Origin of the sequence: Oryzibacter oryziterrae (genome assembly GCF_021864535.1) — a bacterium.
Taxonomy (GTDB): Bacteria; Pseudomonadota; Alphaproteobacteria; order Rhizobiales; family Pleomorphomonadaceae; genus Pleomorphomonas; species Pleomorphomonas oryziterrae.
This window is the reverse complement of the sequence record NZ_JAKJIC010000022.1, coordinates 1-26,070: the sequence shown is the minus strand read 5'-3', so window position 1 is coordinate 26,070 and position 26,070 is coordinate 1. Positions and strand designations below refer to the sequence as shown.

Annotated in this window: 23 protein-coding genes; 14 read left to right on the top strand and 9 right to left on the bottom strand. The window is 63.1% G+C overall.

Annotation, left to right across the window (positions count from 1 at the left end; translation table 11 throughout):
* Nucleotides 1–107: 107 nt before the first annotated feature.
* A complete protein-coding gene (locus L2I41_RS18465) occupies nucleotides 108–3,161 on the top strand; it encodes an InlB B-repeat-containing protein (RefSeq protein WP_237155056.1) in 3,054 nt (1,017 codons plus the stop codon).
* A 78-nt stretch (nucleotides 3,162–3,239) separates the two neighbouring features.
* Nucleotides 3,240–4,145: an MBL fold metallo-hydrolase gene (locus tag L2I41_RS18460; protein WP_237155055.1), complete on the top strand. Its 906-nt coding sequence runs from the start codon at nucleotides 3,240–3,242 to the stop codon at nucleotides 4,143–4,145.
* A 2-nt stretch (nucleotides 4,146–4,147) separates the two neighbouring features.
* Here L2I41_RS18460 and L2I41_RS18455 read toward each other — a convergent pair whose 3' ends face one another.
* Nucleotides 4,148–4,936, bottom strand: coding sequence for a DUF1499 domain-containing protein (locus tag L2I41_RS18455; protein ID WP_237155054.1), 789 nt, complete (start codon nucleotides 4,934–4,936; stop codon nucleotides 4,148–4,150).
* Nucleotides 4,936–5,895: a DnaJ C-terminal domain-containing protein gene (locus L2I41_RS18450; RefSeq protein ID WP_237155053.1), complete on the bottom strand. Its 960-nt coding sequence runs from the start codon at nucleotides 5,893–5,895 to the stop codon at nucleotides 4,936–4,938. Before L2I41_RS18450 ends, L2I41_RS18455 begins: the two co-directional genes overlap by 1 nt.
* 288 nt (nucleotides 5,896–6,183) lie before the next feature.
* Between L2I41_RS18450 and pdxH the strand changes: the two genes are divergently transcribed.
* On the top strand, nucleotides 6,184–6,792 hold the full coding sequence (gene pdxH, locus L2I41_RS18445; protein ID WP_237155052.1) for a pyridoxamine 5'-phosphate oxidase: 609 nt from the start codon (nucleotides 6,184–6,186) through the stop codon (nucleotides 6,790–6,792).
* Between the two features lie 225 nt (nucleotides 6,793–7,017).
* Complete coding sequence (locus L2I41_RS18440) at nucleotides 7,018–7,260, top strand: exodeoxyribonuclease VII small subunit (protein ID WP_237155051.1); 243 nt, start codon at nucleotides 7,018–7,020, stop codon at nucleotides 7,258–7,260.
* 333 nt (nucleotides 7,261–7,593) lie between these two features.
* Here the strand turns inward: L2I41_RS18440 and L2I41_RS18435 are convergent, their stop codons facing one another.
* From L2I41_RS18435 to L2I41_RS18415, 5 genes are all read right to left on the bottom strand, one after another.
* On the bottom strand, nucleotides 7,594–8,673 hold the full coding sequence (locus tag L2I41_RS18435; RefSeq protein ID WP_237155050.1) for a calcium-binding protein: 1,080 nt from the start codon (nucleotides 8,671–8,673) through the stop codon (nucleotides 7,594–7,596).
* 266 nt (nucleotides 8,674–8,939) lie between these two features.
* On the bottom strand, nucleotides 8,940–9,362 hold the full coding sequence (locus tag L2I41_RS18430) for a cupin domain-containing protein (protein ID WP_237155049.1): 423 nt from the start codon (nucleotides 9,360–9,362) through the stop codon (nucleotides 8,940–8,942).
* Between the two features lie 121 nt (nucleotides 9,363–9,483).
* Nucleotides 9,484–9,927 carry a type II toxin-antitoxin system VapC family toxin gene (locus L2I41_RS18425; RefSeq protein WP_237155048.1) on the bottom strand — a complete coding sequence of 148 codons (444 nt, stop codon included), beginning with the start codon at nucleotides 9,925–9,927 and terminating at the stop codon, nucleotides 9,484–9,486.
* On the bottom strand, nucleotides 9,924–10,163 hold the full coding sequence (locus L2I41_RS18420; RefSeq protein WP_237155047.1) for a FitA-like ribbon-helix-helix domain-containing protein: 240 nt from the start codon (nucleotides 10,161–10,163) through the stop codon (nucleotides 9,924–9,926). The genes L2I41_RS18425 and L2I41_RS18420 overlap by 4 nt, the downstream gene beginning before the upstream one ends.
* A 132-nt stretch (nucleotides 10,164–10,295) precedes the next feature.
* Complete coding sequence (locus tag L2I41_RS18415) at nucleotides 10,296–11,465, bottom strand: iron-containing alcohol dehydrogenase (RefSeq protein WP_237155046.1); 1,170 nt, start codon at nucleotides 11,463–11,465, stop codon at nucleotides 10,296–10,298.
* 136 nt (nucleotides 11,466–11,601) lie between these two features.
* Here L2I41_RS18415 and L2I41_RS18410 point away from each other — a divergent pair, with 136 nt between their 5' ends.
* From L2I41_RS18410 to L2I41_RS18385, 6 genes are all read left to right on the top strand, one after another.
* A complete protein-coding gene (locus L2I41_RS18410; protein ID WP_237155045.1) occupies nucleotides 11,602–12,486 on the top strand; it encodes a LysR family transcriptional regulator in 885 nt (294 codons plus the stop codon).
* 181 nt (nucleotides 12,487–12,667) lie between these two features.
* Nucleotides 12,668–14,590 carry a 1-deoxy-D-xylulose-5-phosphate synthase gene (dxs, locus tag L2I41_RS18405; protein WP_237155044.1) on the top strand — a complete coding sequence of 641 codons (1,923 nt, stop codon included), beginning with the start codon at nucleotides 12,668–12,670 and terminating at the stop codon, nucleotides 14,588–14,590.
* 12 nt (nucleotides 14,591–14,602) lie between these two features.
* A complete protein-coding gene (locus tag L2I41_RS18400) occupies nucleotides 14,603–15,307 on the top strand; it encodes a GNAT family N-acetyltransferase (protein WP_237155043.1) in 705 nt (234 codons plus the stop codon).
* Between the two features lie 510 nt (nucleotides 15,308–15,817).
* Nucleotides 15,818–16,369 (top strand): DUF1993 family protein, encoded by a 552-nt coding sequence (locus L2I41_RS18395; protein ID WP_237155042.1) that lies wholly within the window; start codon nucleotides 15,818–15,820, stop codon nucleotides 16,367–16,369.
* Between the two features lie 105 nt (nucleotides 16,370–16,474).
* Complete coding sequence (locus L2I41_RS18390; protein WP_237155041.1) at nucleotides 16,475–17,620, top strand: Fic family protein; 1,146 nt, start codon at nucleotides 16,475–16,477, stop codon at nucleotides 17,618–17,620.
* Between the two features lie 441 nt (nucleotides 17,621–18,061).
* Nucleotides 18,062–19,588: an ABC-F family ATP-binding cassette domain-containing protein gene (locus L2I41_RS18385; RefSeq protein WP_237155040.1), complete on the top strand. Its 1,527-nt coding sequence runs from the start codon at nucleotides 18,062–18,064 to the stop codon at nucleotides 19,586–19,588.
* Between the two features lie 6 nt (nucleotides 19,589–19,594).
* Here the strand turns inward: L2I41_RS18385 and L2I41_RS18380 are convergent, their stop codons facing one another.
* Complete coding sequence (locus L2I41_RS18380; protein WP_237155039.1) at nucleotides 19,595–20,575, bottom strand: magnesium transporter CorA family protein; 981 nt, start codon at nucleotides 20,573–20,575, stop codon at nucleotides 19,595–19,597.
* A 272-nt stretch (nucleotides 20,576–20,847) separates the two neighbouring features.
* Between L2I41_RS18380 and L2I41_RS18375 the strand changes: the two genes are divergently transcribed.
* The 4 genes from L2I41_RS18375 (at nucleotide 20,848) to L2I41_RS18360 (ending at nucleotide 23,479) form a co-directional block, all read left to right on the top strand.
* Nucleotides 20,848–21,186, top strand: coding sequence for a DUF2946 family protein (locus tag L2I41_RS18375; protein ID WP_237155038.1), 339 nt, complete (start codon nucleotides 20,848–20,850; stop codon nucleotides 21,184–21,186).
* 268 nt (nucleotides 21,187–21,454) lie between these two features.
* Nucleotides 21,455–21,973, top strand: coding sequence for a copper chaperone PCu(A)C (locus tag L2I41_RS18370; protein ID WP_237155037.1), 519 nt, complete (start codon nucleotides 21,455–21,457; stop codon nucleotides 21,971–21,973).
* A 255-nt stretch (nucleotides 21,974–22,228) separates the two neighbouring features.
* Nucleotides 22,229–22,672, top strand: coding sequence for a hypothetical protein (locus tag L2I41_RS18365; RefSeq protein ID WP_237155036.1), 444 nt, complete (start codon nucleotides 22,229–22,231; stop codon nucleotides 22,670–22,672).
* Between the two features lie 96 nt (nucleotides 22,673–22,768).
* On the top strand, nucleotides 22,769–23,479 hold the full coding sequence (locus tag L2I41_RS18360; RefSeq protein WP_237155035.1) for a helix-turn-helix domain-containing protein: 711 nt from the start codon (nucleotides 22,769–22,771) through the stop codon (nucleotides 23,477–23,479).
* Nucleotides 23,480–23,542: 63 nt separating this feature from the next.
* Here the strand turns inward: L2I41_RS18360 and L2I41_RS18355 are convergent, their stop codons facing one another.
* Nucleotides 23,543–25,435 carry a sigma-54-dependent Fis family transcriptional regulator gene (locus L2I41_RS18355; protein WP_237155034.1) on the bottom strand — a complete coding sequence of 631 codons (1,893 nt, stop codon included), beginning with the start codon at nucleotides 25,433–25,435 and terminating at the stop codon, nucleotides 23,543–23,545.
* Nucleotides 25,436–26,070: the final 635 nt, after the last annotated feature.

The following is a 26,070-nucleotide window of genomic DNA, read 5'->3' as shown; positions in this document are numbered from 1 at the left end:
AATAAGTTTTAGAGCTTCCTGAAATACCTACCCCTTGGTGCCGCTGGTGGCCTGAATGGTCGCCGTGGGTTCTCTGACCTGTAGTTATTCTATCTGGGGGGATTTTCATGAAACGTGTTTTTGCCTGTCTTGCGCTGCTTTCCGGCGTGCTTCTCGCCGATCATGTGGTAGCGCAACCGCAGAAAATGCTCGGTGGCGGCGTGCCGGTAACAATGGGCGCGCTGCCGACAAGCCGGCTGAAGAATGACCTCGCGGTGTTGCCACCAGCGATTCAGACGAAGGCCCTGCGCAAGCTCAGCACCTTTGCCTTTCCGGTCATGGACGGCAAGTTCCTGCGGGTCGACAAGCAGGGAGCCCCCTTCTACGAAGACCCCATGGCCACAAAGGCCGCGCCCTTTGATCTGAAGCGCCTCAAGCGTGAAAAGCTTGGTAGTCCCACTGTTGATCAGTCTGTGATCGAGGTGAATTCGGGAGATACGTTCAAGCTTCACAGCCGCCCCGGCGCACCGAATGTCGTGTATCTGAACTTTGTCGGCGGTGTCGTGACGGGCACGCAATGGAACGTGGCAAGCGGCATAGCCTCGAACACCATGCTCACCTATAGCGAGGACAACGACCACTCGACCTTCTCGCAGGCCGAAAGGAACACCATTGCAGAAGTCTGGAAGCTGATTGCGGAAGACTATGCGCCGTTCAACATCGATGTGACGACGGAGCCGCCGGCCGCGTTCACCAGTGTCGTCGGCAATGTGATGTTCACGCCTCAGGTCGACGCTGCCGGCAACAGTGTCTATAGCTGTCAGTGTGGCGGTGTCGCATATGTGGGCGTGTGGGGACAGAGCGACTATGCCTCGCGCTACCAGCCGGCCTTCGTCTTTTCCCGCTACGGATTCGCACCGGATTACGTCCTCGACGCCAAGGTCTTGGCGGAGGCCGGGGCGCACGAGTTTGGGCATAACCAAGGGTTGGCCCATGATGGCACGGCGTCTGTCGGCTACTATGAAGGACACGGTACCGGCAACTTGTCCTGGGCGCCCATCATGGGAGCCAGCTACTATTCCAACGTGACCCAGTGGAGCAAAGGTGAGTATTTCGACGCCAACAATGGCCAGGATGATCTGGCGATCATCGCCAATAACTTGGGCTATGCGACCGACGATCACGTTGATGTGGCGAGCGGAGCAACGGCGCTTGTGTCGGATGCAGCGACCGGCGCGGTCTCCTCGAACACCAATGTCTCCTCCCCTGATACGCCCTCGGACAAGACCAATCGCGGCACCATCGGCAAGACCGGCGACATTGACGTCTTCACCTTCACGGCGGACACATCTGGCACTGTCGACCTGACAATCACCCCTGAATGGCTGGACAGTTTCCAGACCGAGAGCCTGCGCGGCTCCAATCTCAAGGTCCGGGCGACGCTCTACAATGCTGCGACAGGCGATGGCGGTGCACCGGTCTTCGGAAGTGTTGTGGCCACGGCCACGCAGTCCGATGACAGCTTTGCCCATCTTTCGACAAATGTTGCGGCGGGCACCTACTATCTTGCGATCGACGGTGTCGGTTTTGGCGTTCTCCACGACACCGGTTTCAGCAGCTACAACAGCATGGGTCGCTACTACATCAACGGCAGTGTTCCGGCTCAACCTTCCACCTTCACTCTCTCCGTTGCCAAGTCCGGTACCGGCTCTGGTTCGGTCGAGAGCGATCTGTCCGGGATTTCCTGTGGTGAAACCTGCAGCTTTGCTTTCAGCAGCGGCAGCAGCGTGACCTTGACGGCAACGGCTGACGCCAACTCCACGTTCGAGGAGTGGACGGGCGATTGCACCGGGACTGGTGCCTGTACGCTGACAATGGATCAGCCACACTCGGTCAGCGCCACTTTCACGACCTTGCCCAACTACACCTTGACCGTTGCCAAGGCAGGCAGCGGCTCCGGCACCGTCACCAGTGATCCAAGCGGGATCTCCTGCGGCAGCACATGCTCTGCCGATTACATGCAGGGAACCGAGGTCACCCTGGCGGCCGTGGCAACAAGCGGTTCGGTCTTCTCCGGTTGGTCCGGTGGCTGCAGCGGAACCGGGGCTTGCGTCGTCACGCTGGACAGCGCCAAGGCGGTGACCGCAACCTTCACGCCTGTGCCGAGCTATGCCCTGACGGTGAGCAAGACCGGGAGCGGTTCGGGTACCGTTAACAGTGCGCCATCGGGCATTTCCTGCGGCGCCACCTGCTCCGCCTCCTATTCGTCGGGAACCTCCGTGACCCTGACGGCGACGGCATTGTCCGGCTCGACCTTCTCGGGTTGGTCTGGAGCCTGCAGCGGCACGAGCACCTGCGTGGTGTCGATGACGGCTGCCAAGTCGGTGAGTGCGGCCTTCACCCGGACGAACCTCAGCTTCGCCTTGGCCGTGACCAAGACCGGAACCGGGACCGGCACGGTGACCAGCACCCCGTCGGGCATTTCCTGCGGGGCCAGTTGCTCGAAGAGCTTTGCGTCGGGCACCAGCGTGTCTCTGACTGCCAGCGCCGCCGCCGGGTCCGACTTTGCGGGATGGTCCGGAGCCGGTTGCTCTGGCACCGGAACCTGCACGGTCTCCATGACCGCCTCCAAATCGGTCATGGCGAGGTTCAACCATCGGCCGAAGATCACGGTCGTTCGGGGCGGCAATGGGGCTGGCAAGGTCAAGAGTTCGCCGGCCGGTATCAACTGCGGTTCGACTTGCTCGGCCACCTTTGCGTCTACTGCCAAGATCGCTCTGACCGCGACGGCCGACAACGGATCGGTGTTCCTCTACTGGAGCGGCGCCTGCTCGGGCACCAATCCGGTCTGCACCCTTGCCAGCGGTACGGCCAACAAGTCTGCGCGCGCCGTCTTCGGCATCGGCGGCGGTAAGTTGCTGACGGTCAAGAAGTCCGGCAATGGGACAGGGGCGGTTGTCTCGGCACCGGAGGCGATCTCCTGCGGAACTGCCTGCGCCGCGCGCTTTGTCACCAACGCCTCGGTCACCTTGACGGCAACCGCGTCTGCCAGCTCGAAGTTCACCGGCTGGAGCGGCGCCTGCAGCGGTAATTCCAAGACCTGCAGGATCAAGATGTCCGCCGCCCGTACGGTCACGGCGATCTTCGCAAAGGCGTCTACGGCGCACCTTGCGTCCAACTGAGCAAGAGCGTCGTGCATATGAAAGGTTGACTCCGCGCACAGCTCCGTCGTTCACTTCGGTGAGCGGCGGAGCTGGTGCATGTCCCTTGAATTCAATCGGAATTTCGATCCCTGTCATGGTCGGGTGGTGGAAGTTGCGCCGGGCATTCGTCGCCTCACCGCCCGCAATGCCGGCCCTTACACCTTCAAGGGGACCAACAGCTGGATCATCGGCACCTCGGAGCTGATCGTGGTCGATCCCGGGCCGGAGGACAGTCAGCATGTCGCCGAACTGCTTCAGGCTGCCGGCAAGGCCCCGATCCGAACCATCCTCATCACCCACACCCATCGTGACCATTCCCCTGCTGCGGCGCTCCTGAAGTCTGCGACCGGAGCGGAAATCGTCGGTGCCGGACCTCATGTCTTCTCCCGCCCCCTGCATGAGGGAGAGGTGACCGGTCTGGACGCTTCGGCCGACAAGAGCTACCGGCCGGATCGGGTCCTCGCGGATGGTGAGACCTTCACGACCGCCGGCACCACGCTTCGAACCATTGCCACACCTGGCCACACCCAGAACCATCTTTGCTTTGCGATCGAGGACAGTGACTGGTTGATCTCGGGCGATCACGTCATGGGCTGGTCGACCAGCATCGTGGCGCCGCCGGACGGTTCCATGGGTGACTATATGGCGTCATTGGACCGGCTCCTGCGTGACAAGTGCGTTACATATCTCCCGGGCCACGGTGACATCATCGCCAATGCCCAAAGCCATGTCGAAGGCCTGAGGGACCACCGCTACGGCCGGGAGGCGGCGATCAGGGGCGCCCTGGGGAACGGCCCAAGATCCATCGCCGCCATGGTCCGCGAGGTCTATGCCGACACCGATCCAAAGCTGCATGCGGCGGCCGGTCTCTCCATGTTCGCGCAGCTGGAATGGATGGTGTCCCGCGGGTCGGTCCTGACCGAAGGCGCCCCACGGCTCGACAGCCTCTATCGCCTCGCCTGACCTCAAGGCGGGGCAGACCGGCGTGACACAGACGCGTAGGCATCAAGGAAGAGATTGATATTGCGCGCATTTTCGCCGAGGTCCGGCATCGGATAGGTCGAGGCCGATGCGATGTCGAGGCGCGTTGCGGTTTCGCCGGAACCAATCCGGATGCGCAGCTTGCTCGGCAAGCCCAAGGCCAGCGATCGGGCCTCTGCGGTGATCGTCCCGGCGGCCCCCTCCGTCGCCGGCTCGGTGGTTGCGATCACTTTCCAGCCGAGCTGATCCACCGCCGCCTTTGCGACGGCGAAGGCCTCGACCGTCGAGAGATCAACGGCTTGCGGCACAACGTCGGGATAGGCGGCTGCCTGCACGCTGTCGGTCTGGCTGGCCGGCACCAGCAGACGGGAGGTCAGGGCTCCGAGCGGCGTCACGGCCGGCGTCTCCATGTCCGCAAACAGGGTGGGATCGGTTGCCACCCGGTCCAGAGCCGGCGTCAGCGCATAGGCCGAAATGATCGCAAAGAACGGTAAAAAAGACAATAAAATCAAAAAGATGGATGGAATGACATGCTGTGCTCCCGGTCGCCCGTCGCGCCAGATGTCGCGCATACCCAAGGCCGCCAGCCCGAGGGCAACCAGCGACAACGCCAAGGCGAACAGCAAGGTTGCGACCAGCGTGTCGCTGTTGACGAGATCAAACCGCCGCCCAGCCAGACCAACGACGTTGAGCATGACGGCCAGCGCGCCAAGAAAGCGCGCGGGCCTCAGGCCACGCGCCGGTGGAACGGGCAGGGGCGGCAGCGAGGCCATCAGCCAAATTCCGGGCCGCGCACGCTGTAGGGCCGCATCTCCCGCCAGCGGTGCATGAGCTGCTCGAGCCCGGCGTCATTGCTGTCCGGCAGCACGACACGTGCGGTGACGTAGAGATCGCCGCGCGTACCGGTCTTGTCCGGCAAGCCCTTGCCACGCAGGCGAAAGGCGCGTGCACCTGTGATTCCGGCGGGAATGGTCATGTCCACGGCTCCTTCCAGCGTCGGTACGCGGACCTTTGCGCCAAGCACGGCTTCGTCGAGCGTGACGGGCAGGTCCAGGCGCAGATTATAACCGTCCGGACGGAACAGGGGATGACTTTCGTAGATGAGGATGGCGATGGCGTCGCCCGGCGGCGTTCCGTCGCTGCCCTGGCCCTTGAGGCGCAGCTGCTGACCGGGCTCGAATCCCAAGGGTATCTTTGCGTCCAAGGATTTACCGGAGGGCAGGGTAACCCGGACCTTGCCCGAACCGACGATATCCTCAAGCTTCACCCGGGCGGTGACCATGACGTCCGCCCCCTTGGCGGCCGCGCCGGCGGCATTCTGGAAGCCATTGAAATTGCTCTCGGATCCGCGCTGGCGACCGCGGGTGCCGCCACCTGCGGCAAATCCCGAGAAGGCGTCGCCGAAGATGTCGTGCAGAATATCATCGGTGGCGCGCCCGCCACCGGCCTGACGGAAGCCGCCGCGTGGGCCTGCACCGGCGCCAAAGCCCTCGAAACCGGTGAAGCGAGGCTTGCCGTCGGCCCCGATCTCGCCGGCGTCAAACTGCTTGCGCTTGGCGGAATCTCCAACGATTTCATAGGCCTGATTGACCTCGGCGAACTTCTCCTTGGACTTGGGATCGGCCTTGTTGGTATCCGGATGATACTGCTTGGCAAGCTTGCGATAGGCCTTTTTGATGGCGGCCTCGTCCGCGCTTTTGGGCACGCCAAGCACGTCATAGGGGTCGCGCATGAGCTTCAAATCCTCTCAAATTCGTCCTGTTACGCGGCGGCCAGAATGTCACGCTTTCGTCGCGTGGCCCTTCGGTGCGGCCGGCGCCAATGTCACCGTTATGTCGCTAATGTAATGATCGGTCACCATCCGTTCCAGACAAGGCATATACGCCCGGACGATTCCTTCCAATTTTTTTCCTTTTGGCCCAACCGTACCTTTGTGCCCGCGCTCGGCGGGGATATATCCAGCAGCCAAACGGTGCCGGTCCGAGATGGGGCCGGGGCACCGGCCGGAGAACGAGACGCCATGTCCGAGACCGAAGCCGACTTCACCCAGGAGTCCGAGCCCTACAAGTTGTTTGCCGCCTGGCTCAAGGACGCCGAGCGCAGCGAGCCCAACGACCCCAACGCCATGACGGTGGCAACGGTGGACCCCGACGGCCTGCCCAACGCCCGGATGGTGCTGCTCAAGGCCTATGACCCCAGAGGCTTCGTCTTCTACACCAACTTCGAAAGCCAGAAGGGCCAGGAGATCCTCGCCTCCGGCAAGGCGGCGCTGCTGTTCCATTGGAAGAGCCTCAAGCGGCAGGTGCGTGTTCGCGGCACGGTGACACCGGTAGCCAAGGAAGAGGCGGACGCCTATTACGCCTCGCGCGATCGCGGCAGCCGCATCGGTGCCTGGGCGTCCAAGCAGTCGCGCCCGCTTGAAAGCCGCTTTGCACTTGAGAAGGCGGTGGCCGAATATGGACTCAAGTTCGGCATCAGCGAGATCCCCCGGCCCGACTACTGGTCCGGCTTCCGCGTGGCGCCGCAGTCGATCGAGTTCTGGAAGGACGGCATGTTCCGCCTGCACGACCGCATTCGCTTTGAGCCGGACGGCATGGGAAGCTGGTCCAAGTCCCGCCTCTATCCTTAAGAAAATAAAGGGATATTCAGCATCTCTTCACTTGGCTGATTCAGCCTGTGAAGTGGTTGAATCTCCCTTTTCATTTCAGGACATGCGGTGCGGGCCGAGCGCATCCTCCTGCCCGGCACGCCAAACTTTTCTCAAGGGGATAGGCGGGGCGGCCTCAGAACCGCTATCATTGCCTTGAATCATTTCGTGAGATGAATCGGACTCTCAAGTTCAAGGACCTCAAGCATGGCCGCTGCCCCCGGTGTCAAGGATCTGACCTTCGAACAGGCTCTGAAGGAGCTTGAAGGTATTGTCGGCCGGCTCGAACAGGGCTCGGTTCCGCTTGAGGAAAGCATCACCATCTACGAACGCGGCGACGCGCTGCGTGCCCATTGCGACAAGCTGCTGAAGGCCGCCGAAGCCAAGGTGGAAAAGATCCGCGTCGGCGCGGATGGCAAGGCGGCGGGAGTGGAGCCGCTGGACGAGTGATACCAAGTGGCATTGAAAATGACTCTTGGTATTCCGTATTCGAGTTTCTAATGCTTTTGACGTAAATGAGAAATTCGAATTGTTCTCAATGAGCCGATGCGTCAGCATTCTGGCGAATTGGTATGAGGCTTGGGAAGTCGTGGCCGACGGAGCACAGGACCTTGCGGAGCGAGGGCCTCAGCGAGTCCGGATTGGCCCGATGAAGCTTTTGCGATGCGCCCCTTCCTGTGGCTTTGTGTTGCCGCGGTGATCGAGGGCAATTCGAAGACGGGCTTCGCCAAGCGGCGAGCACCGGGCCGATCACCAGCCCGGCGCCGCCTTGCCTGCTCCCCGTCAGTTCAGTGCGAAGTCTGTCGCCACCAGGGCTGGGGCGGCGCCGTCGACCAGTTGCAGGGCGACCAGATCGTGGCGGGGCAGGGGGCCGGTGCCGTCGATGTCGATGGAGACCACGCCGTTGTCGGTGTCGTAGAGCACGGTGGTGACGGCCTTGGCGGGCGACGGGGAGCCGCTCTTGACGAAGGCGCCGGTCTCGGTCAGCGCTGTGCCCTTGACCCAGGTGCTGCCCGTGAACTTGGACACGGTGAAGACGATCTTGTCGACGCTGCTGGCAAAATCGGTGATCTTGTCGGCGCCGCCGGTGTTGCTGTCGAACACGAACTTGTCCTTGCCGGTGCCGCCGGTCAGCGTGTCCCGCCCGCTGTCGCCGCGCAGCGTGTCGTCGCCGGCGCCGCCGCTCAGCTTGTCGTTGCCGCGATAGCCCTGCAGGATGTTGTCACCGCTGTCGCCGATCAGCGTGTCATTGCCGACCGACCCGCGCACGCCTTCGATGGAGATGAAGGTGTCGTTCTTGGCCTCGCCGGTGTTGGCGGCGGCGTTGGCGAGGTTGACGGTCACAGGGCCGACTACATCCTGGTAGGAGACGATGTCGAGGCCCGGGCCACCACTCGCCGTATCGATACCCGTGCCGACGGAGAGATAGTCGTTGCCCTCGCGGCCAAAGAGCTTGTCGTTGCCGGCGAGGCCGGAGAGGAAGTTGCTGTAAGCGGTACCGTAAAGGCTGTCCCCCTTCTGGGAGCCCGTCAGGTTCTCGATGCTGTCGAGAATGTCGCCCGCTGCGTCGCCGCCGGAGTTCTTCGAATAATCGTTGAGATCGACGGTCACGGCAAGGGATGAGGAAACATAGCTGGCGGTGTCGGTGCCGGGACCGCCGTTCAAATAGTCTCCGACCACGCCACTGTCATCTTTGCCGCTTGCTCCTCCGATCAGCACGTCATTTCCGAACTGACCGTAAAGCTCGTCATATCCAGCCTTTCCGTAGATGATGTCGTTGTATTTCGAGCCGACCAGAACATCATTCTTTGCCGATCCACTGATGATGTTGCCGTTGGTGCGTAGATCGAACATCTGGTTCATGATGGGACCCTTGTGGTCAGCGGGATTCCAGCTGACGGAGACGAGATCCGACGGAGCACCATCCCCTTGGTGCTACGCCAATGATCAACAGGGCAAGAAAATAAAAATTTTTACTCAAGATGCAACCATAAATATAGAGCGCTAACTGCTATTTTCTCGGACTCTGGACGTTGCTCGACCGAGCCTCCGATGTCGACTGCACGGCGGTGGGGGCTTCTGGCAGCTCGCGGCAGTCTCGGTCCAGCGGTGCCGCGCGCAGCGCCTGATTAACCCGGCACCCACCCATCCTCCGCCAGCTCCCACCCCGCAAAGTCGAAGGCGGGGGAGACGACGCAGGAGACGAGGGTCCAGCCGCCGAGGGGACGGGCGGTCTGCCAGTGGTGGGCGGGGACGAGGACCTGCGGCGAGAGCGGGCCGAGTTCGGCTGATGTCACCGGGCCGCTGTCGCCGGGGGCGAGCGACAGCTCAAGCGGCGCACCGCCTTGCCAGAGCCAGAGTTCGTCAGCGTCGATGCGGTGCCAGCGGCTGATTTCGTGGGCTTCGAGCAGATAATGGACGGCGGAGGCCGGCGGGCGCTGGCCCTCGGGGGCGGGCGCGGTCCAGGTGCGGCGGAACCAGCCGCCTTCGTGATGCGGTGCGAGATCCAGGCGAGCGATAAGTTCTGCGGCGGTGATGGAACTGTCGGTCATGATCTCTCGACCTTCTGATCTTGCGGGGCTGCTCACACTCTTGAATTTGGAGCGATTTCTTGTCGACCTGACGATTCCGTCAGGTCGGAAAGCGCTCTAATCCGGAGCGCTCGTCAATCCCTCAGGGAACCAGACGTCCGGCATCTTCAAGTGACAGGCAAAGTTCGGCAAGTTCGATTGGAGCTCTTTGTGAGACGGCAGACAGAAGGCGCCGATCTGCAGTGACGAAACGGCATCTCTCACGGGTAGCGAGGGCAAGATAGACACAGTCATAGGCCGGGTGCCCAAGATTCACGGCGAGATCGAGTGTCGTTGTCGAAAGTCCTTGCAGGGAACAAAGACCAATTCCGGCACGCGCAAGCAATGCGGATGCGAGCTTTGCCTCATCCAGTTCAAGTTCTTGCCGCTGCACTTTCTTCCACAGAATATTGGTGCATTCCGCAAGAATGGGTTCCGGAGCCACAAAAGCAAAAGCCGAACGCAGGCGGACTGCATCTTCGCTGCCGTCTTCGGTAATCAGCCATTTTATCGCGACGCTGGCGTCGATGACCAGAGTTTCCTTCAACGTTCATCCCGCCCCTGACGCTGCAAGACCTCCGCGGGGGTCTGCTTGCGACCGACGGTAAGTTGCCGCAGCGCGGCGGCAAGATCGTCGAAGGAGGGCTCGGACTCCGTTTCGAGGGCCAGCTTGAGGATAGCCCTGTGTTCGGCTTCCGCCGACCGGCCATGTCTGGCCGCTCGCCGTTTCAACTTGGCGATCAAATCCTCATCGAGATTGCGAACATGCAGGCTGCCGACCACGGAACACTCCTGTGATAGCAATGCTATCAGCATATGGCGGTCAACTGCAAAAAGGCAAGTCATCCGGCAGGCCCATAAGCCAATGGCGGCAAAATGACTTTGCCGCCATTCGGCGCGTATCGCAGAGGGGGATCACGCCGCCAGTTTGAGGATGGTCTTCACCTGGGCGGTATCGAGGCGCACGAAGTTGCCGATGATGCGGCTGTCGCCCTCGGTGCACTTGTCGGCCATCTCGTCGATGCGGTCGGTGCCGACGCCGAGCGTGGTGAGCGTGGTGGCAAGGCCGATGCGGTGGAAGAAGGCTTCGAGGGCCGCGATGCCGGCGCGGGCGGTGCCTTCGCGGTCGTAGACGTTGAGTTCCACGTTCCATACGCGGACGGCCCACTGCACGAAGCGGTCGAGATCATTGTGGAGCACATGCTTCATCCAGGCCGGGAACACCACGGCAAGGCCGGCGCCATGGGCGACGTCGTAGATGCCGGAGATCTCGTGCTCGATGTCATGCGAGCCCCAGTCGCCGATGCGGCCGGTGTCGAGCAGGTTGTTGTGCGCCACGGTGCCGGCCCACATCAGCTCCGACCAGGCGTCGTAATCGGTTGGGTTGGCGAGAACCTTGGGCGCCTGCGCGATCACCGTCTTCATGGTCGCCTCGAGCATGCGGTCCATGAAGGCGACGTTGCGGACGTTGGTGAAATAGCGCTCCATCAGATGGCTCATGATATCGGCCGCGCCGCAAGCCACCTGGAAGGCGGGCAGGGTGAAGCAGAGCTCGGGATTGAGGATGGAGAATTTCGGGTAGAGCAGTTCGTGATTGTAGCCGCGCTTGACCCAGCCGTCTTCCTTGGTAATCACCGAGGCGGTGGAGGACTCGCTGCCGGCGGCGGGAATGGTCAGGATGGTGGCGACGGGCAGGGCGCGCGTGACGTCGCGCTTGCCGGCGAAGAAGTCCCAGACGTCGCCGTCGTCGACAGCCGCCATGGCGATGGCCTTGGCCGAGTCGATCACCGATCCGCCGCCGACCGCCAGGATGAAGTCGAGGTGATGTTCGCGGCACAGGCGCGCGCCTTCCAGCACCAGACCAAGGCGCGGGTTGGGCAGCACGCCGCCGAGCTCCACCCAGTCGACGCCCGCGTCGGCCAGTGACGCGACGACCCGGTCATAGAGGCCGGACGCCTTGATGGAACCGCCACCGAAATGCAGGAGGATGCGGCGGGAGTATTTGGCAACTTCCGCGCCGACGCCATTCTCCTGACCGCGACCGAAGAGGATCCGGGTCGGATTGTAATAGGTGAAGTTTTCCATCGCGAGACTCCCATGACAACTGTCGGCCCGGGCAAGCGCCCGTTCCCTTTGGCGCGACTATGCCTCTTGCTTGTTTATGCGTCCAGCAGAATATAGAGATAGGAATTATATGCATTGCAGATGAATTGGTGCGAACATGGAACTGCGTCACCTCCAGCATTTCGTCGCCGTGGCCGAGGAGAAGCACTTCACCCGCGCCTCGCAGCGGCTCAACATCGCCCAGTCGGCGCTGTCGAGTTCGGTGCGCTCGCTCGAGGATGAGCTGCAATCGCGCCTCTTCGTGCGCAGCACCCGCTCGGTGCAGCTGACGCCGGCCGGGCATGTGTTCCTGGAGAAGGCACGCGAGGCGTTGCAGGTGATCCAGGCGGGCCGGCAGGCGGTCAGCGACGTGGAAGGCCTGACCACCGGGGCGATCGCCATCGGCACGGCGCACAGCCTGCCCAACTTCCTCGACCTGCCGGCGCTGATCGCCCGCTATCACGCCGCCAATCCCGGCATCGAGGTGCGCCTGCGCCAGGGCGATGCGGCCAGCCTGATCGAACAGTTGCGCTCGGGTCGGCTCGACCTCGCCTTCCTGCCGCTCCTCGATCCGCCTGATGACATCGTGACGCGTGTGGTGGCCTGCGAGGATCTGGTGGTGGTGACGCCGCCCGGCCATGAACTCGCCGGGCGCGCGGGGCTGAGGCTACGCGACCTCGCCCGCCATGCCTTCGTCGATTTCGATCGTGGCTGGGGCACGCGCCCGCTGGTGGATCTCGCCTTTGCCCTGGCGGGCATACACAGACGCACCGCCTTCGAGGTGACCGACCTCGAAACGCTGGTCGATCTGGTGGCGGAAGGGCTGGGGATCGCGCTGCTGCCCGAGGCGATCGCCGAGACGCGGGGGGCGAAGATCTCGCTGGCCGGCATCACCGAGCCGCCCATCTGCTGGGAGCTGGTGGTGGCGCATGCCGGCAGCGCCGACAATGGTCCTCTCAATGGCGCGGCGCGGGCCTTTGCCGATCTCCTGGACTACCAATGAGCGGTCGCGCGCGCCCACGCTCCGGTGCGGTGGCGCTGAGCGAATTCAATCAAGCGGAAACAGGGACAAAACGCGCCTACGCCATTCACCGCATTGCCTTGCTTCCGCCGTCCTTCTGAATTGAAGATAAGGGCATCACCTGATAGGACACTCGAATGTTCTTTTTGTGGGTTGTTTTGCATTGAGTCGTCCGGTCACCCCGCTGCTAGACACCATCGCTTCGCCAGCTGACCTGAAGGTGCTGTCGCCGGCCGAGTTGCGCCAGTTGGCCGAAGAGGTGCGGATCGAGATGATCGACGCCGTCTCGGTCACCGGCGGCCATCTCGGCGCCGGGCTGGGTGTGGTCGAACTGACCATCGCGCTGCACACCGTCTTCGACACGCCGCAGGACCGGTTGATCTGGGATGTGGGCCATCAGGCCTATCCGCACAAGATCCTCACCGGTCGTCGCGAGGCCATGCGCACGCTGCGCCAGGGCGGTGGTCTCTCGGGCTTCACCAAGCGCTCGGAAAGCGAATACGACCCCTTCGGCGCCGGTCATTCCTCCACGTCCATCTCCGCCGGCCTCGGCATGGCGGTGGCGCGCGACATTGCCATGCGCGACAATCACGTGGTGGCGGTGATCGGCGATGGCGCCATGAGCGCCGGCATGGCTTATGAGGCGATGAACAACGCCGGGGCAATGGACACGCGCCTCGTGGTCATCCTCAACGACAACGACATGTCCATCGCCACGCCGGTGGGGGCCATGAGCGCCTATCTGGCGCGCCTCGTGTCCGGGCCGACCTATCTGTCCATCCGCGAGGCGATGAAGCAGCTGGCCAAGAACCTGCCCAAGGGTCTCGCCCGGAAGGCGCAGCGCGCCGAGGAATATGCGCGCGGCTTCTGGACCGGCGGCACGCTGTTCGAGGAGCTGGGCTTCTACTACGTCGGCCCCATCGACGGTCATAACCTCGATCATCTGTTGCCGGTGCTGCGCAATGTGCGCGACAGCGACGGCCCGGTGCTCGTGCATGTGGTGACCAAGAAGGGCAAGGGCTATCCGCCGGCCGAGGCGGCGCCGGACAAGTATCACGGCGTCAACCGCTTCGACGTGGTGACGGGCACCCAGGTCAAGCCCAAGTCCAACGCCCCGAGCTATACGCGCGTCTTCGCCGAAACGCTGGTGGATGAGGCCTCGCGCGACGAACGCATCGTCGCCGTCAACGCCGCGATGCCGGCGGGCACCGGGCTCGACATCTTCGCGAACGCCTATCCCGACCGCTGCTTTGACGTGGGCATTGCCGAACAGCATGCGGTGACCTTCGCCGCGGGCATGGCAACAGAGGGGCTGAAGCCCTTCTGCGCCATCTACTCCACCTTCCTGCAGCGCGCCTATGACCAGGTGGTGCATGATGTGGCGATCCAGAAGCTGCCGGTGCGCCTGCCCATCGACCGCGCCGGTCTGGTGGGCGCCGATGGGGCGACCCATGCCGGCTCCTTCGACGTGGCCTATCTGAGCTGCCTGCCCAACATGGTGGTGATGGCCGCCGGCGACGAGGCGGAACTGCGCCACATGGTGACCACCGCCGCCGCATATGACGACGGCCCGATCGCCTTCCGCTATCCGCGCGGCGACGGCATGGGCGTGGAACTGCCTGCGCGTGGTTCGGTTCTGGGGATTGGCCGCGGCCGGGTGCTGCGCGAAGGCACCAAGGTGGCGATCCTCTCCTTCGGCACGCGCCTCGCCGAGGCGCTGAAGGCGGCTGACGAGCTTGAGACCTATGGCCTCTCGACCACCGTGGCCGACGCGCGCTTCGCCAAGCCGCTCGACGTCGATCTGGTGCGCCGCCTTGCCCACGGCCACGAGGTGATGGTGACGGTGGAGGAGGGCTCCATCGGCGGCTTCGGCAGCCAGGTGACGCAGGCGCTGCTCGACATGGGACGCTTCGACAAGGGCTTCCGCTTCCGCTCGCTGGTGCTGCCCGACAGCTACATGGATCACGACAAGCCGGAGACCATGTATGCCCGCGCCGGTCTGGACTCGCGCGGCATCGTGACCAAGGTCTTTGAGGCGCTGGGGCGCGATGCGGACGCACGAGCCCGGCTCGAGGTGAAGAAATAAGGGGGAAAGCGCATGTCCGGTACATCCATCGATCACGATCAAAACGGCAATCCGGTCGGGCCGATCGTCGAGAACTGGACGCCGCGCCCGCGCCCGCCGCGCACCCCCATGATCGGGCGCACCTGCGATGTGGTGCCGCTGACAATTGCGCATGCAGCCGACCTGCATGCCGCCAACATCACCGACCTCACCGGCAACATGTGGGCCTATCTCACCTCCGGCCCCTATGCGTCGCTGGCCGATTACGAGAAATGGGTTGCCGCGTCGGAAGCTTCGGAAGACCCGCTGTTTCATGCGGTGATCGACAAGGCGACCGGCAAGGCCGTAGGTAGCTGCAGCTACCTGCGCATCGACCCGCCCGGCGGCGTGATCGAGGTGGGCTGGATCGCCTGGTCGCCGCTGCTTCAGAAGACGGTGATGGCCACCGAGGCCATGTATCTGATGATGAGGCGCGTGTTCGACGAACTTGGCTATCGCCGTTACGAGTGGAAGTGCAACGCCCTCAACGCGCCGTCCATGCGGGCTGCGGAACGCTTCGGCTTCACCTACGAAGGCACCTTCCGCCAGGCCGCCATCAATCGCGGCCGCAATCGCGACACCGCCTGGTTCTCCATTCTCGACAGCGAATGGCCCGACCGCAAGGCGCGCTTCGAGCGCTGGCTGGACCCGGCGAACTTCGACGAGAAAGGCCGGCAGAAAGTGAAGCTCGGCGGCTGAGGCCTCAGGAGGCTTTCGCCGCTTCGAGCGAAATGCGCGCCGGTGGCATCGGTTGTCGTGACGGGGTCTTCATCCCCTGTGGGAGGCTGTGCTCGACAGGGCAGCCTCCGTCGCAGGAAGGCTGAACGGGCGCCAGACAATTTCAGGTCATAGGCATGGGGACGGCGTTTACCCCTCTCCCTGTCCCTCCCCCGCAAGGGGGGAGGGAACGATGACAGTGTCGTCATTGCAAATTCGTGTGCGGGTTGCCCTGTCCTGATCGGGGCGATGGAAATCCAGTGAGCCTCTCGGTCTCAACCGCGTCCCCTCCCCCCTTGCGGGGGAGGGACAGGGAGAGGGGTTTGCAGCAGCATTGACGTGCTCCGCAGCGACGAGAGCGAGGCGCTTGTGTCGATCCACGGCTTTGTGCCCCCACACGAGACGACGGGCGCGATAACTCGCCTATGGCCTGACTTCTCCTGACAGCCTTCGACAGCACCTCATGTCAGCCTGAACGGACAGGAGTGCCGCATGCCCATTTTCCACGAAACCACCGTTCCGGTCTTTATCCATTATCTTCAGCGGCTTGAGCACATGCTCAGCTGTTTGGATGCGCATGGATCTCTGACCGGTGAGGATCGGCAGGTGCTCATCAGGCGCAGTTTGGCACCGGGCATGTTCGATCTGGAGACCCAGGCACGCTGCGCCATTGGCTTTTCCCAACGTGCCTTCGCGCCGCTGGTGCCGGCTTGCGGCGCACCGATCGAGATGGGCGAGGGGCTGTCTGGTTTGATCCAGGCAGCGCGTGAGGCCCGTCACAGGCTCGAAGGCGTGGCACCGTCTGAGTTGGCCGGCAAGGAAGCGCATGTCTGCCGGGATCGGGCCGGCGAGGCGGAGGTGGTTCTGGCGGCCACGGACTTCATCGCCCGCTATGCCTTGCCGAACTTCTTCTTCCACCTCTCCATGACCTACGCCATCGCCCGCGCCGCCGGCGTCCCGCTCGGCAAGGGCGACTTTGACGGCTGGCACGCATATGCGCCGGGGTTCAGCTTTGTGGGAGAGGGGGACCGTGGCGGAGCTTGAGTTTCATATTTTTTGTTTTTTGATAGACAAGCACCTTTGTCTCTCACATATTGAAGGTAAAGCCCTTTGACTCTCATTGGGCGTTCTCATTGAGAGACAAGCGCGATGTCCATAACGGTTGTCGAGCCAGACCTGAGCGACGCGGTCGACTATCACTATGACCGCTTTCCACCCAGCAATCTGAACTTCGGTCAGCTCATGAAGCCGCTGGCCCAAGCCGCGTCAGCGTTGGCTCGATATGACCAGATGCTGAAGGGCATGCACAATGCTGAGATTTTGTTGGCTCCCGTAAGAAATCAGGAAGCCGTGATTTCGTCTCGCATGGAAGGAACCGTAAGTACCCTTGACGAGGTGCTGCGTCTGGAAGCCGAGCATACAGAAGACAACGAGTTTTCTGCAACGGAACATCGTCTCGATACAATTGAGGTGTTTCTGTATTCGCGGGCAATACGAGCCGCCCAAAGTAGTATTCGGGCAGGGGCACCTGTTTCGCTTTGGCTTGTACGGGCCGCGCATCAGGAGCTTCTCCGCTTCGGTCGTGGAGCCCGTCTCGCGCCTGGAGAGTTCAAGACCGAACAGAACTTTCTTGTCGATCGCAATCGGCGAAAGGTGCTTTTCGTTCCGATCTCGCCCGAGAAACTGCAGGACGGCTTGGACAGCTGGATTGCCTACATCAACGATGACACCGTCGAGACACTTATTCGTACGGCACTTGCGCACATCGAGTTTGAGGCCTTGCATCCCTTCAAGGACGGAAACGGCCGCATTGGCCGGATGCTCATTCCATTGTTGCTATGGCAGAGCGGGGCCATTTCCGAGCCTTATTTCTATATGTCGGGCTATCTGGAAGAGCATAAGGATGAATACATCGATCGAATGCGCAATGCATCAGCGCATGACGAATGGACGGAGTGGATCGTCTTCTTCCTGCGCGCGATTGAGGCGCAAGCAAAGTCCAACCTCAAGCAGGCGGAGGAAATTCGGAGTTTGTACCAGGAACTCAAGGAGAAGTTCAGGTCAATACTTGCCTCTCAGTGGTGCACAACTGCACTGGATTTCATGTTCACCCACCCGGTTTTTCTAAACAGCCGCTTCACGACAACCTCCGGCATTCCGCAGCCGACGGCGCACAGATTTGTTCGCCTTCTGGTAGATGCCGGGATTCTTAGGATCATTCAGCCGGCCGCTGGGCGCCGATCGGCAATATATGCGCTTGAACCGTTGCTGTCCTTGGTTCGAGCCGGATCTTGATTCTCACTATGCTGCCGGTTTGATGGACAAGGCAATTTGAGTTCATTGCGTGAGAGACAACAGGCGTTGTCTCTCACGTTTGTGTTGTTTTGAGAGTCTATAGCTCTTGGCGTCTGGTCCTGTCGAGTTGCCAGAGCCTGCTTTTGCCTGTATGAACGATCCATTGTTCGAAGAAGAAAGGAGGGTCACGTGAGCAATAATTTCTTCCGGTTCAACCGGCAACGTGGTCCCGTCCAGGCCCTGCAGATGCGTTTGCAGGGCTGACCGGAAGCGGAATTCTTCAAGCTGGATCTTCCTGGTCTGCCCTTTGTGGCTCGCGGTGCCCAAGCCTTCAGGCTGTCTGCGGTATCGCCATTTCCCATGCACCGCAGCTGACGCCCGCATCGACGAAGGCCGAGCGCCCGCGATGTTGCGTCTTGCGGATCTGACCAGAGACGACAAATGGCTTTCATCAATATCCGCAATCTCGGCGTCACCCTGTCGCAGCCGCTGTTTTCCGGGCTCAATCTTGCCGTCAACGCCGGCGACCGCATCGGCGTTGTCGCTGCCAACGGGCGGGGGAAATCGACGCTGTTCCGCTGCATCGCCGGAACTTTCGACCCGACCGCCGGCGAGATCACCCGGGCGCGCGGGCTGACCGTCGGCTATGTGGAGCAGAACGTGCCGGAGCCGTTGCTCGGCCTCTCCTTCCGCGACGCCGTGCTCGACGCGCTGCCGGCGGACGAGGCGGAGACCGACGCCTGGCGCGCCGACGTGGTGCTGGAACAGCTCGAGGTGCCCGAGGAGATGCGCGAGCGGCCGATGCGGGCGCTGAGCGGCGGCTGGCAACGCATCGCGCTGCTGGCCCGCGTCTGGGTGCGCGACCCGGACCTGTTGATCCTCGACGAACCGACCAACCACCTGGACCTCGGCAAGATCGCGCTGCTGGAAGATTGGCTGAACGGCCTGCCGCGCGACGTGCCGGTGATCATGGCGAGCCACGACCGCGCCTTTCTCGATGCGGTGACCAATCGCACGCTGTTCCTGCGCCCCGAGCAGTCGCAGGATTTTGCGCTGAGCTATTCGGCGGCGCGTGCGGCGCTCGCCGAGACGGACGCGGCCGACGCCCGCCGCTACGAGCGCGACATGAAGACGGCAGACCAGCTGCGCCGGCAGGCCGCCAAGCTCAACAATATCGGCATCAACTCCGGCAGCGATCTCCTGGTGGTCAAGACCAAGCAGCTGAAGGAACGGGCCGAACGTCTGGAAGGCGCGGCCAAGCCGGCGCATCTCGAACGCTCGGCCGGCGCCATCCGCCTCGCCAACCGCGGCACCCACGCCAAGGTGCTGGTGACGCTCGACAATACCGAGGTGACGACGCCCGACGGGCAACTGCTGCTGCGCACCGGCAAGCTCTACATCGCCCAGGACGACCGCATCGTGCTGCTCGGGGCCAACGGCGTCGGCAAGTCGCGGCTGATGGGCATGGTCAAGGCGGCAATCGACCGGCCGGACGCGCTCGTCGGGGGCATCAAGGCGACGCCGTCGCTGGTGCTCGGCCATGCCGATCAGGCGCTGGCAAACCTTCGCGACGCCGATACGCCCATGGAGGCGGTGACACGCCGTTTCGATGGCGGCGATCAGCGGGCGCGGGCGCTGCTGGCTGGTGCCGGTATCGCCGTGGACATGCAGGGCAAGCCGATAGGCCGCCTGTCGGGCGGGCAGAAGGCGCGGCTCGGCATGCTGATCCTGCGGCTCGCCAACCCCAACTTCTACCTGCTGGACGAGCCCACCAACCATCTGGACATCGAGGGACAGGAAGCGCTGGAAGGCGAACTCCTGGCCCACCAGGTCAGCTGCCTGTTCGTCTCGCACGACCGCAGCTTCGTGCGGGCGGTGGCCAACCGCTTCTGGAAGATCGAGCGCAAGCGGATCGTGGAAGTGGACGGGCCGGAGGAGTTCTTCGCCGAAAGCGGGAAGCTCCGGTGAGGCGGCCTACAGCCAGCGCTTCCAGCGGAACAGGCTGAAGGTGCCGACGGCGGACAGGACCATCACGCCGATGGCCCAGATATAGCCGTGGCTCCAGTGCAGTTCGGGCATGATGTCGAAGTTCATGCCGTAGATGCTGGCCACCAGCGTCGGCGGCATGAAGATCACGGCCAACACCGAGAAGATCTTGATGATGTCGTTCTGCTGGATCGAGATCAGGCCGAGCGTGGCGTCGAGCAGGAAGGTGATGCGCTCCTCCTGGCCGCGGCAATGGTCGGCCAGCGCGGTGATGTCGCGCGTCATCGGCTTCAGTCGCGCCACGTCTTCCTTGCCGTAGCGCGGGCCGTCCATCTTCACGGTGAGGAAGGAGATGAGGCGCTGCAGGCTGATCAGGCTTTCCTGGAAATGGCCGAGCCGCATGCCTTCGCGGCCGATGTTCTTGAGCGACACGGTATAGCGGTCGCCCTTGGAGCGGTTGCCGCGCGGATCGGCCTCGAACACCTGACGGGCGATCGCCTCGATGCGCGCGCCCGACTGTTCGATCACGTCGGCCAGCCGGTCGATGGCCGCTTCCAGAATGGTGAGCAGCGCGCCATGCGAGGTGGTGATGCCGGCGCCGGGGTCGGTGACATTCTTGATCGCCATGGGGATCGAGCCGGGCTCGTCATAGCGCACGGTGACCAGATGCTTGTCGGTCAGCACGAAAGTGACGGCGGTGGTCGACGGGTCGTTGCCGCCCGAGCGGCAGGGCAGCACGGCGGTGAGATAGAGCACGTCGTTGACGACGGAGAGCCGGCTCGACAGCTCGATCTCTTCCATCTCGGCCCGGGTCGGCAGCTCGGCACCGATGAAGCGCTCGATGGCGATCTCCTCGGCGCGGGTCGGCGTCATGAGGTCGATCCACAGCGCCGCCGAACTCGGAAGCGTTTCACCGCAATCGGGGGCATATTCGAGCCTGTCGCCGACCGGGTGAAACACATTGAGCATAAGCTGACTCCGGCGCTGGAAACCGAATGACGATTGGGCGCCCCTATATGACAGAGCCGCACCTAAAGTCCAATACGAACAATCCTCTCAACGCACCGGGAAATGCGGGCGCCGCCCAACGGGTTTCTGGTCTGTGTCCGTAATATCCGGTAGGCCGGCCTGCGTTTGCAAATCCTGCCACCCATGCTAAGGATTTTGCCGGAGTGGAGAGAGTCATGCGGACTTCGGGGCTGCGGCCCGGGCACCTTTGGGGGCTAGTCTTGCGGAACGTGATGAGCGTTCTGACTGTCTACGCGCTCGTCCTGCAGATCCTGCTGCCACTGTCCGCCGCAACCGCCTCGGCTGCCGAGAGCGGCAACGGCGTGCCGGTCTATTGCAAGCTGATGCTGGACGCGCCGCAATCTTCCGGCGCCACACTGCCCATGGACGCCTCGCACGACTGCCAGATCTGCTGCCTGCAGAGCGGCGCAGTCGCCGATCTCCCCAAGGCCAGCGTTGCCGCAACGCCCGTTGTTCGGGGCGAAGCGGTCGCTTTCAGCCAGGCGCGTCTCGACTTGCCGCTGTTGACGCGCGGCGCACCGCCGTCGTTGCGCGGACCGCCAAGCCTCTGATCGCCAGCGTAGGGCATTGAATGCCCCTCAACGCGCCATGGAGCGCCTTCCGACCTGACGGAATCGTCAGGCCGACATGAAATCGCTCCAGATTCAAGAGTTTGAGCAGCCGCTTTTCGATCATGTTGATTCAACAGGATCGGCGGGTGCTCCAAAGCGCGGGCGGCGACGCGTGTCGGTCGCCCCGCGACCTCACCTCATCCACGTAACTGACCGATTTCCCGGGCCGACAGTCGGCCCGTATTCAAGCTGTAACAAGGAGTTCAGCATGCTTTCCAACATGACCCGCATTCTCCGTTCCGCCGTCGTCGCCTCGGCGCTGGTGCTGGCTGCCACTGCCGTCGCGCCTGTCGCGACGCCGGCTGCCGCCCATGAAGTCAAGGCCGGGGCCCTCGTGCTGGTTCACCCCTGGACCCGCGCGACGCCGGACGGTGCCAAGGCGGCCGGCGGCTTCCTGGTGATCAAGAACACCGGCAGCGAGCCCGACAAGCTGATCGGCGGCACCGCCGAATTTGCCGGCGTGGTGCAGGTGCACGAGATGAAGATGGAAGGCGACGTGATGAAGATGCAGGAGCTCAAGGATGGCCTTGAGATCCCTGCCGGCGGCGAAGTGGCGCTGAAGCCGGGCTCCTTCCACATCATGTTCATGCAGCTCAAGACGCCGCTCAAGAAGGGCGACGAGGTCAAGGGCACGCTGAAGTTCGAGAAGGCCGGCGAGGTGGCCGTCGAATGGGCGGTGGAAGCCATCGACGCCAAGGCTCCGGCGCACGGCGAGCATACCAACTGATGGCCTGAAACAGTGTGGCGGCACCATCCGGGTGCCGCCACGCAAAGGTGGTGGATTACCCTGTCGAAACTGCGCAGGGCTACGCGGCGATTTCGGTGCAAATCGCGCGGAAAAGAGCCCTCTGACAGGGGATGCCACTCCGTAATGTCACCAAGAGGCGGCGAAAGACCACTTGCGACATCATGATGTCATGCAATAGAGCCTGAAGATGCTATGGTGCGCTGCACACGAATCTGACGGACGAACGGAAGGCTGATGACGACAAGCAGGACGCCTTTGCGCAGGGCAGGCGCTGGCCGCGAGCCGGCGGGTTTGCTTGCGTCCTTGCGTCAGGCCGTCGATATCCGCATCGGCTTTGCCATCGTCCTGTTCTGCCTGTCCGCAATGATGGGCGCGGCGCACAAGCCGATCGTCCTGGGCGAAGCGGCGCAGCAGGTCGGCTCTGCCACGACATCGACCATTGATGCCAATGGCTTGGTCATCTGCAATGGTTCGGCACGGACGCCGGGCGGCCGGGCTGTCGCATCATCGATCTGCGACGCTTGCCTTGTGACCGCGGCGCCGGGACTTGTGGGCAGCCCCGCGGTTCTGCCGCTTCCCGGCAATATCCAGCTGGCGCAAGCCCTCGCACCTGAGGTTCGTGCGCCGGATGCACTCGACAGGACTTGGACGTCCGCACGTGGCCCGCCGATTGCTTGAGGCAAGGCAATCTGTAGCGTGCGCCGCGGTCAACCCGTGACGCTTGTCCGAAGTCCGAACCGGTTCTCCATGCCGGTAGCATCCACGGAAACTTCCATGCTTGAGAATTCTTCACCGGCGTCATCAGCCGGGTCGGCAGCGGGTCATGCCTATAGCCATGTCCTGACACTGCCGGTACGAGCGCCCCGTTCCAGCCCGCACAGCGATGGCATTGCCATAAGGCTTCCGGGCCGCAGCCGTCTGTTCGATCAGAGCGAAGAAGTGGGCTCGACTTTCGAGATCGTTCAGGGGGCCGTGATGCTGTCACGCCTGCTGCGCGACGGTCGGCGTCAGATCGTCGATATCCTCGGCCCTGGCCGGCTGTTCGGTGCGGTGATGTCGCCGGTGCAGGAGGTGGCGGCCGAAACGCTGACCGCCAGCGAAATCCGCGTCCACGGCCCCGACGCCGAGTTTTCCGAGGCGCGGATCAACAACGAGCTGCGCCTGGCCATCGACCGCCTGCAGACCCACGCAGTTCTGCTCGGTCGCAAGACCGCGCTTGAGCGGGTGGCTTCGGGCATGGTTGGCCTTGCCGTGTTGCTGGCCGGCTCCCGCGCCCTGAACGGCAATGGTCCGATCAGCTTCCGCCTGCCGCTGACCCGCTCGGATCTGGCCGACTGGCTGGGGCTGGTGCTGGAGACGGTCAGCCGCAACCTGAGCCAGTTGCAGAAGGCCGGGCTGATCAGCATCGAGAAGCAGGACCGCGTGCAGATCCTCGACATGGCCGGCCTGAAGCAGGTCGCAGCCTATGAGACAAAGTGGATCTGAAATGCCTTTGACGTCTTGATCAATCCCGGCCTTGGCCGGGATTGAGGCGTCGACCGCTGCGGCCTATTTCCCATCCTCGGGACGCGACAACAGCCGCCGGTAGAGCGTCGAGCGATGGATGCCGAGCCGCTTGGCGGCGAGCGAGATGTTGCCGTTGGCCGCTTCCACAGCCGACTGCATGGCCTTGAGCTCCAGATCGTTGAGCTGCGTTTCGCCGTCGAGCGCCATAGCGATCGGCGGCATGGCCTTGCGGCTTTCCTCGCTGGCATTGACGAGATAGGCGGGCAAGGCGCTGGGCTTCAGGCTCTCGCCAGGATCGGCCAGGGCGATCAGCGCCTTCAAAGTGCCGACCAGCTGCCGGAAGTTGCCGGGCCAGGTGTAGCCGACCAGCGTGCCGAGCGTCTCACGGGTAAGCGTGACGCGCTGCGCATCAGCCCCGAGACGCAGGAAGAGCTTCTCGATCAGCGCCGGCAGATCGGCGAGATTGCGCAGGGGCGGCAGGTTGATCGTATATTGCGCGATGCGGAAATAGAGGTCGGCCCGGAACTCGCCGCGCTCCACCGCCTGCGACAGGTCGCGGTGGGTGGCACAGATCAGGTTGAAATCGACCGCCACGGGCCGGGTGCCGCCGAGCGGAGTGACCTCGCGCTCCTGCAACACGCGCAACAGGCGCGCCTGCATGCTGAGCGGCATGTCGCCGATCTCGTCGAGAAACAGCGTGCCGCCATGGGCCGCGCGCAGTTGTCCCTTGTAGCCGCCCTTGCGCGCCCCGGTGAAGGCGCCGTCCTCGTAACCGAACAGCTCGCTTTCGATGAGCGACTCGGGCAGGGCGGCGCAGTTGACGGCGATGAAAGGCTCGCGCTTGCGGCTGCCGTTGTCATGGGCGGCGCGGGCGAACACTTCCTTGCCGGCGCCGGTCTCGCCCTGGATCAGCACGGGGATATCCGACGACAGCAGGCGAATGGCGCGGGTGAGAGCGGCCTGGGTGTTGGCGTCGAAGATCGGCTCTTCGCGGCCCGGCTGCAGCGGCTGAGGCGCGGTGCCGGTGAGGTGGATGGAGGTGCGCTTGGCGGCGTTATACTGCCCGAACAGTACGGTGCCATCGGGCCGGCGGATCTCGCCGCGATCGGCGAGGCGCGACAGGCTGCCGGCGAACAGAGACTGACGTTCGGCGAGCTTCAGGTCCGACCAGTCGAGCCCGAGAAGCTGGAGGCCATGCCGGTTGGCGGCGATCAGATCCTCGCCCTCGAACACCAGGATGCCCTCGCGCGCGGTGCCGAGCAGAGCGGGATCGCGGTGGATCTGGACCACGTCATAAGGCGCGAAGGTCCCGTCGAAGAAGAAGCGACGCTCGATCTGGTCGACAGCCATGCGCACGAGGCCAAGGGCGTGCAGGTGCTGCACGTCCGCATTGCCGGAAATGTCGATGACGCCCATCAGGTCGCCATAGGGCGAGCGGATCGGGGCCGCCGAACAGGTGAGCATGCGGTGCGGTTCGAAGAAATGCTGGGCACCCTGCACGGCGACGGCAGCGCCTTCCGCCAGTGCGGTGCCAATGGCATTGGTGCCGCTGGTGCCCTCGGCCCAGTCGACCCCGGGCATGAGCGCAACGCGGGCGGCGCGATCGGCGAACTCGGGATTTCCGACGGCATCGAGGATGACGCCGTGTGCGTCGGTCAGGATGGCAATGCAGCCGGTGGTATCGGCATCGCCCTGCAAGGCGTCGAGCTCGGGGCGCGCGGCTGCGCGAAGCTTCTCATTGCGTTCGATGACACGCGACAGCTCGCGAGCCGTCAAGGGTTCCGACTTGGGGCGACCGATCAGATCGAGCCCCTGATTGATGCAGCGCTGCCAGGAACGCAGGATCGGCCCTGGCAGATTTTCCGGCAGGACATCCCGCCCGGAAACAACGCGTCGGCGAGCCCCGACGAAGCCACGCTCAAATCCGTCCGACATAACCGTCCTCCGGCCGCTCCCCTGAAGTATTCTCTTCGTTTCGGGTTGTCGCACATCGCGACAATGTAGCGGATCGTTGTTGCGCAAATCCACACAAATGATCGTGGTCGACGAAAGTTCAAGGAACCGCCCAGGTCCCCTAAAGGACGGTAAAGGCAAAATACAAGGCAAGTGTATGTAATAGATAGAGTATTTCCACGGATGCACGGAATTTTGCCGGATCTGGCACGCCAATTGCGAAGACTTGCCCAAACAACGATCTGCCAGGTCGCCTGCAACACAGGGAAAGACATCGGGCAGTTCCAAAATCGGGTGGAAGGATCAAGGACAAGCCGTTCTGCCAGGAAAAAGTTCCGGTATTTCAGCCCGTTGATCCCCTTGGGCGGAGATGTCGGGGGCGATCCGGCCAGAGGGGCATCTTCTGAAATCGCAGCCGATCCAGCTGAGACCAGTTCGCCAGAATGCTGACGCATTGGCTCATTGAGAACAAGTCGAATTTCTCATTTGCGTCAAAGGCATGAGAAATTCGAATACGGAATACCAAGGTCATTTTCAATGCCACTTGGTATGAGACCCGGGTTGACGCCGTGTGGGCGTCGCCAGGCCGAGGTTGATGTCCCTGTCGTCGGGCTGGC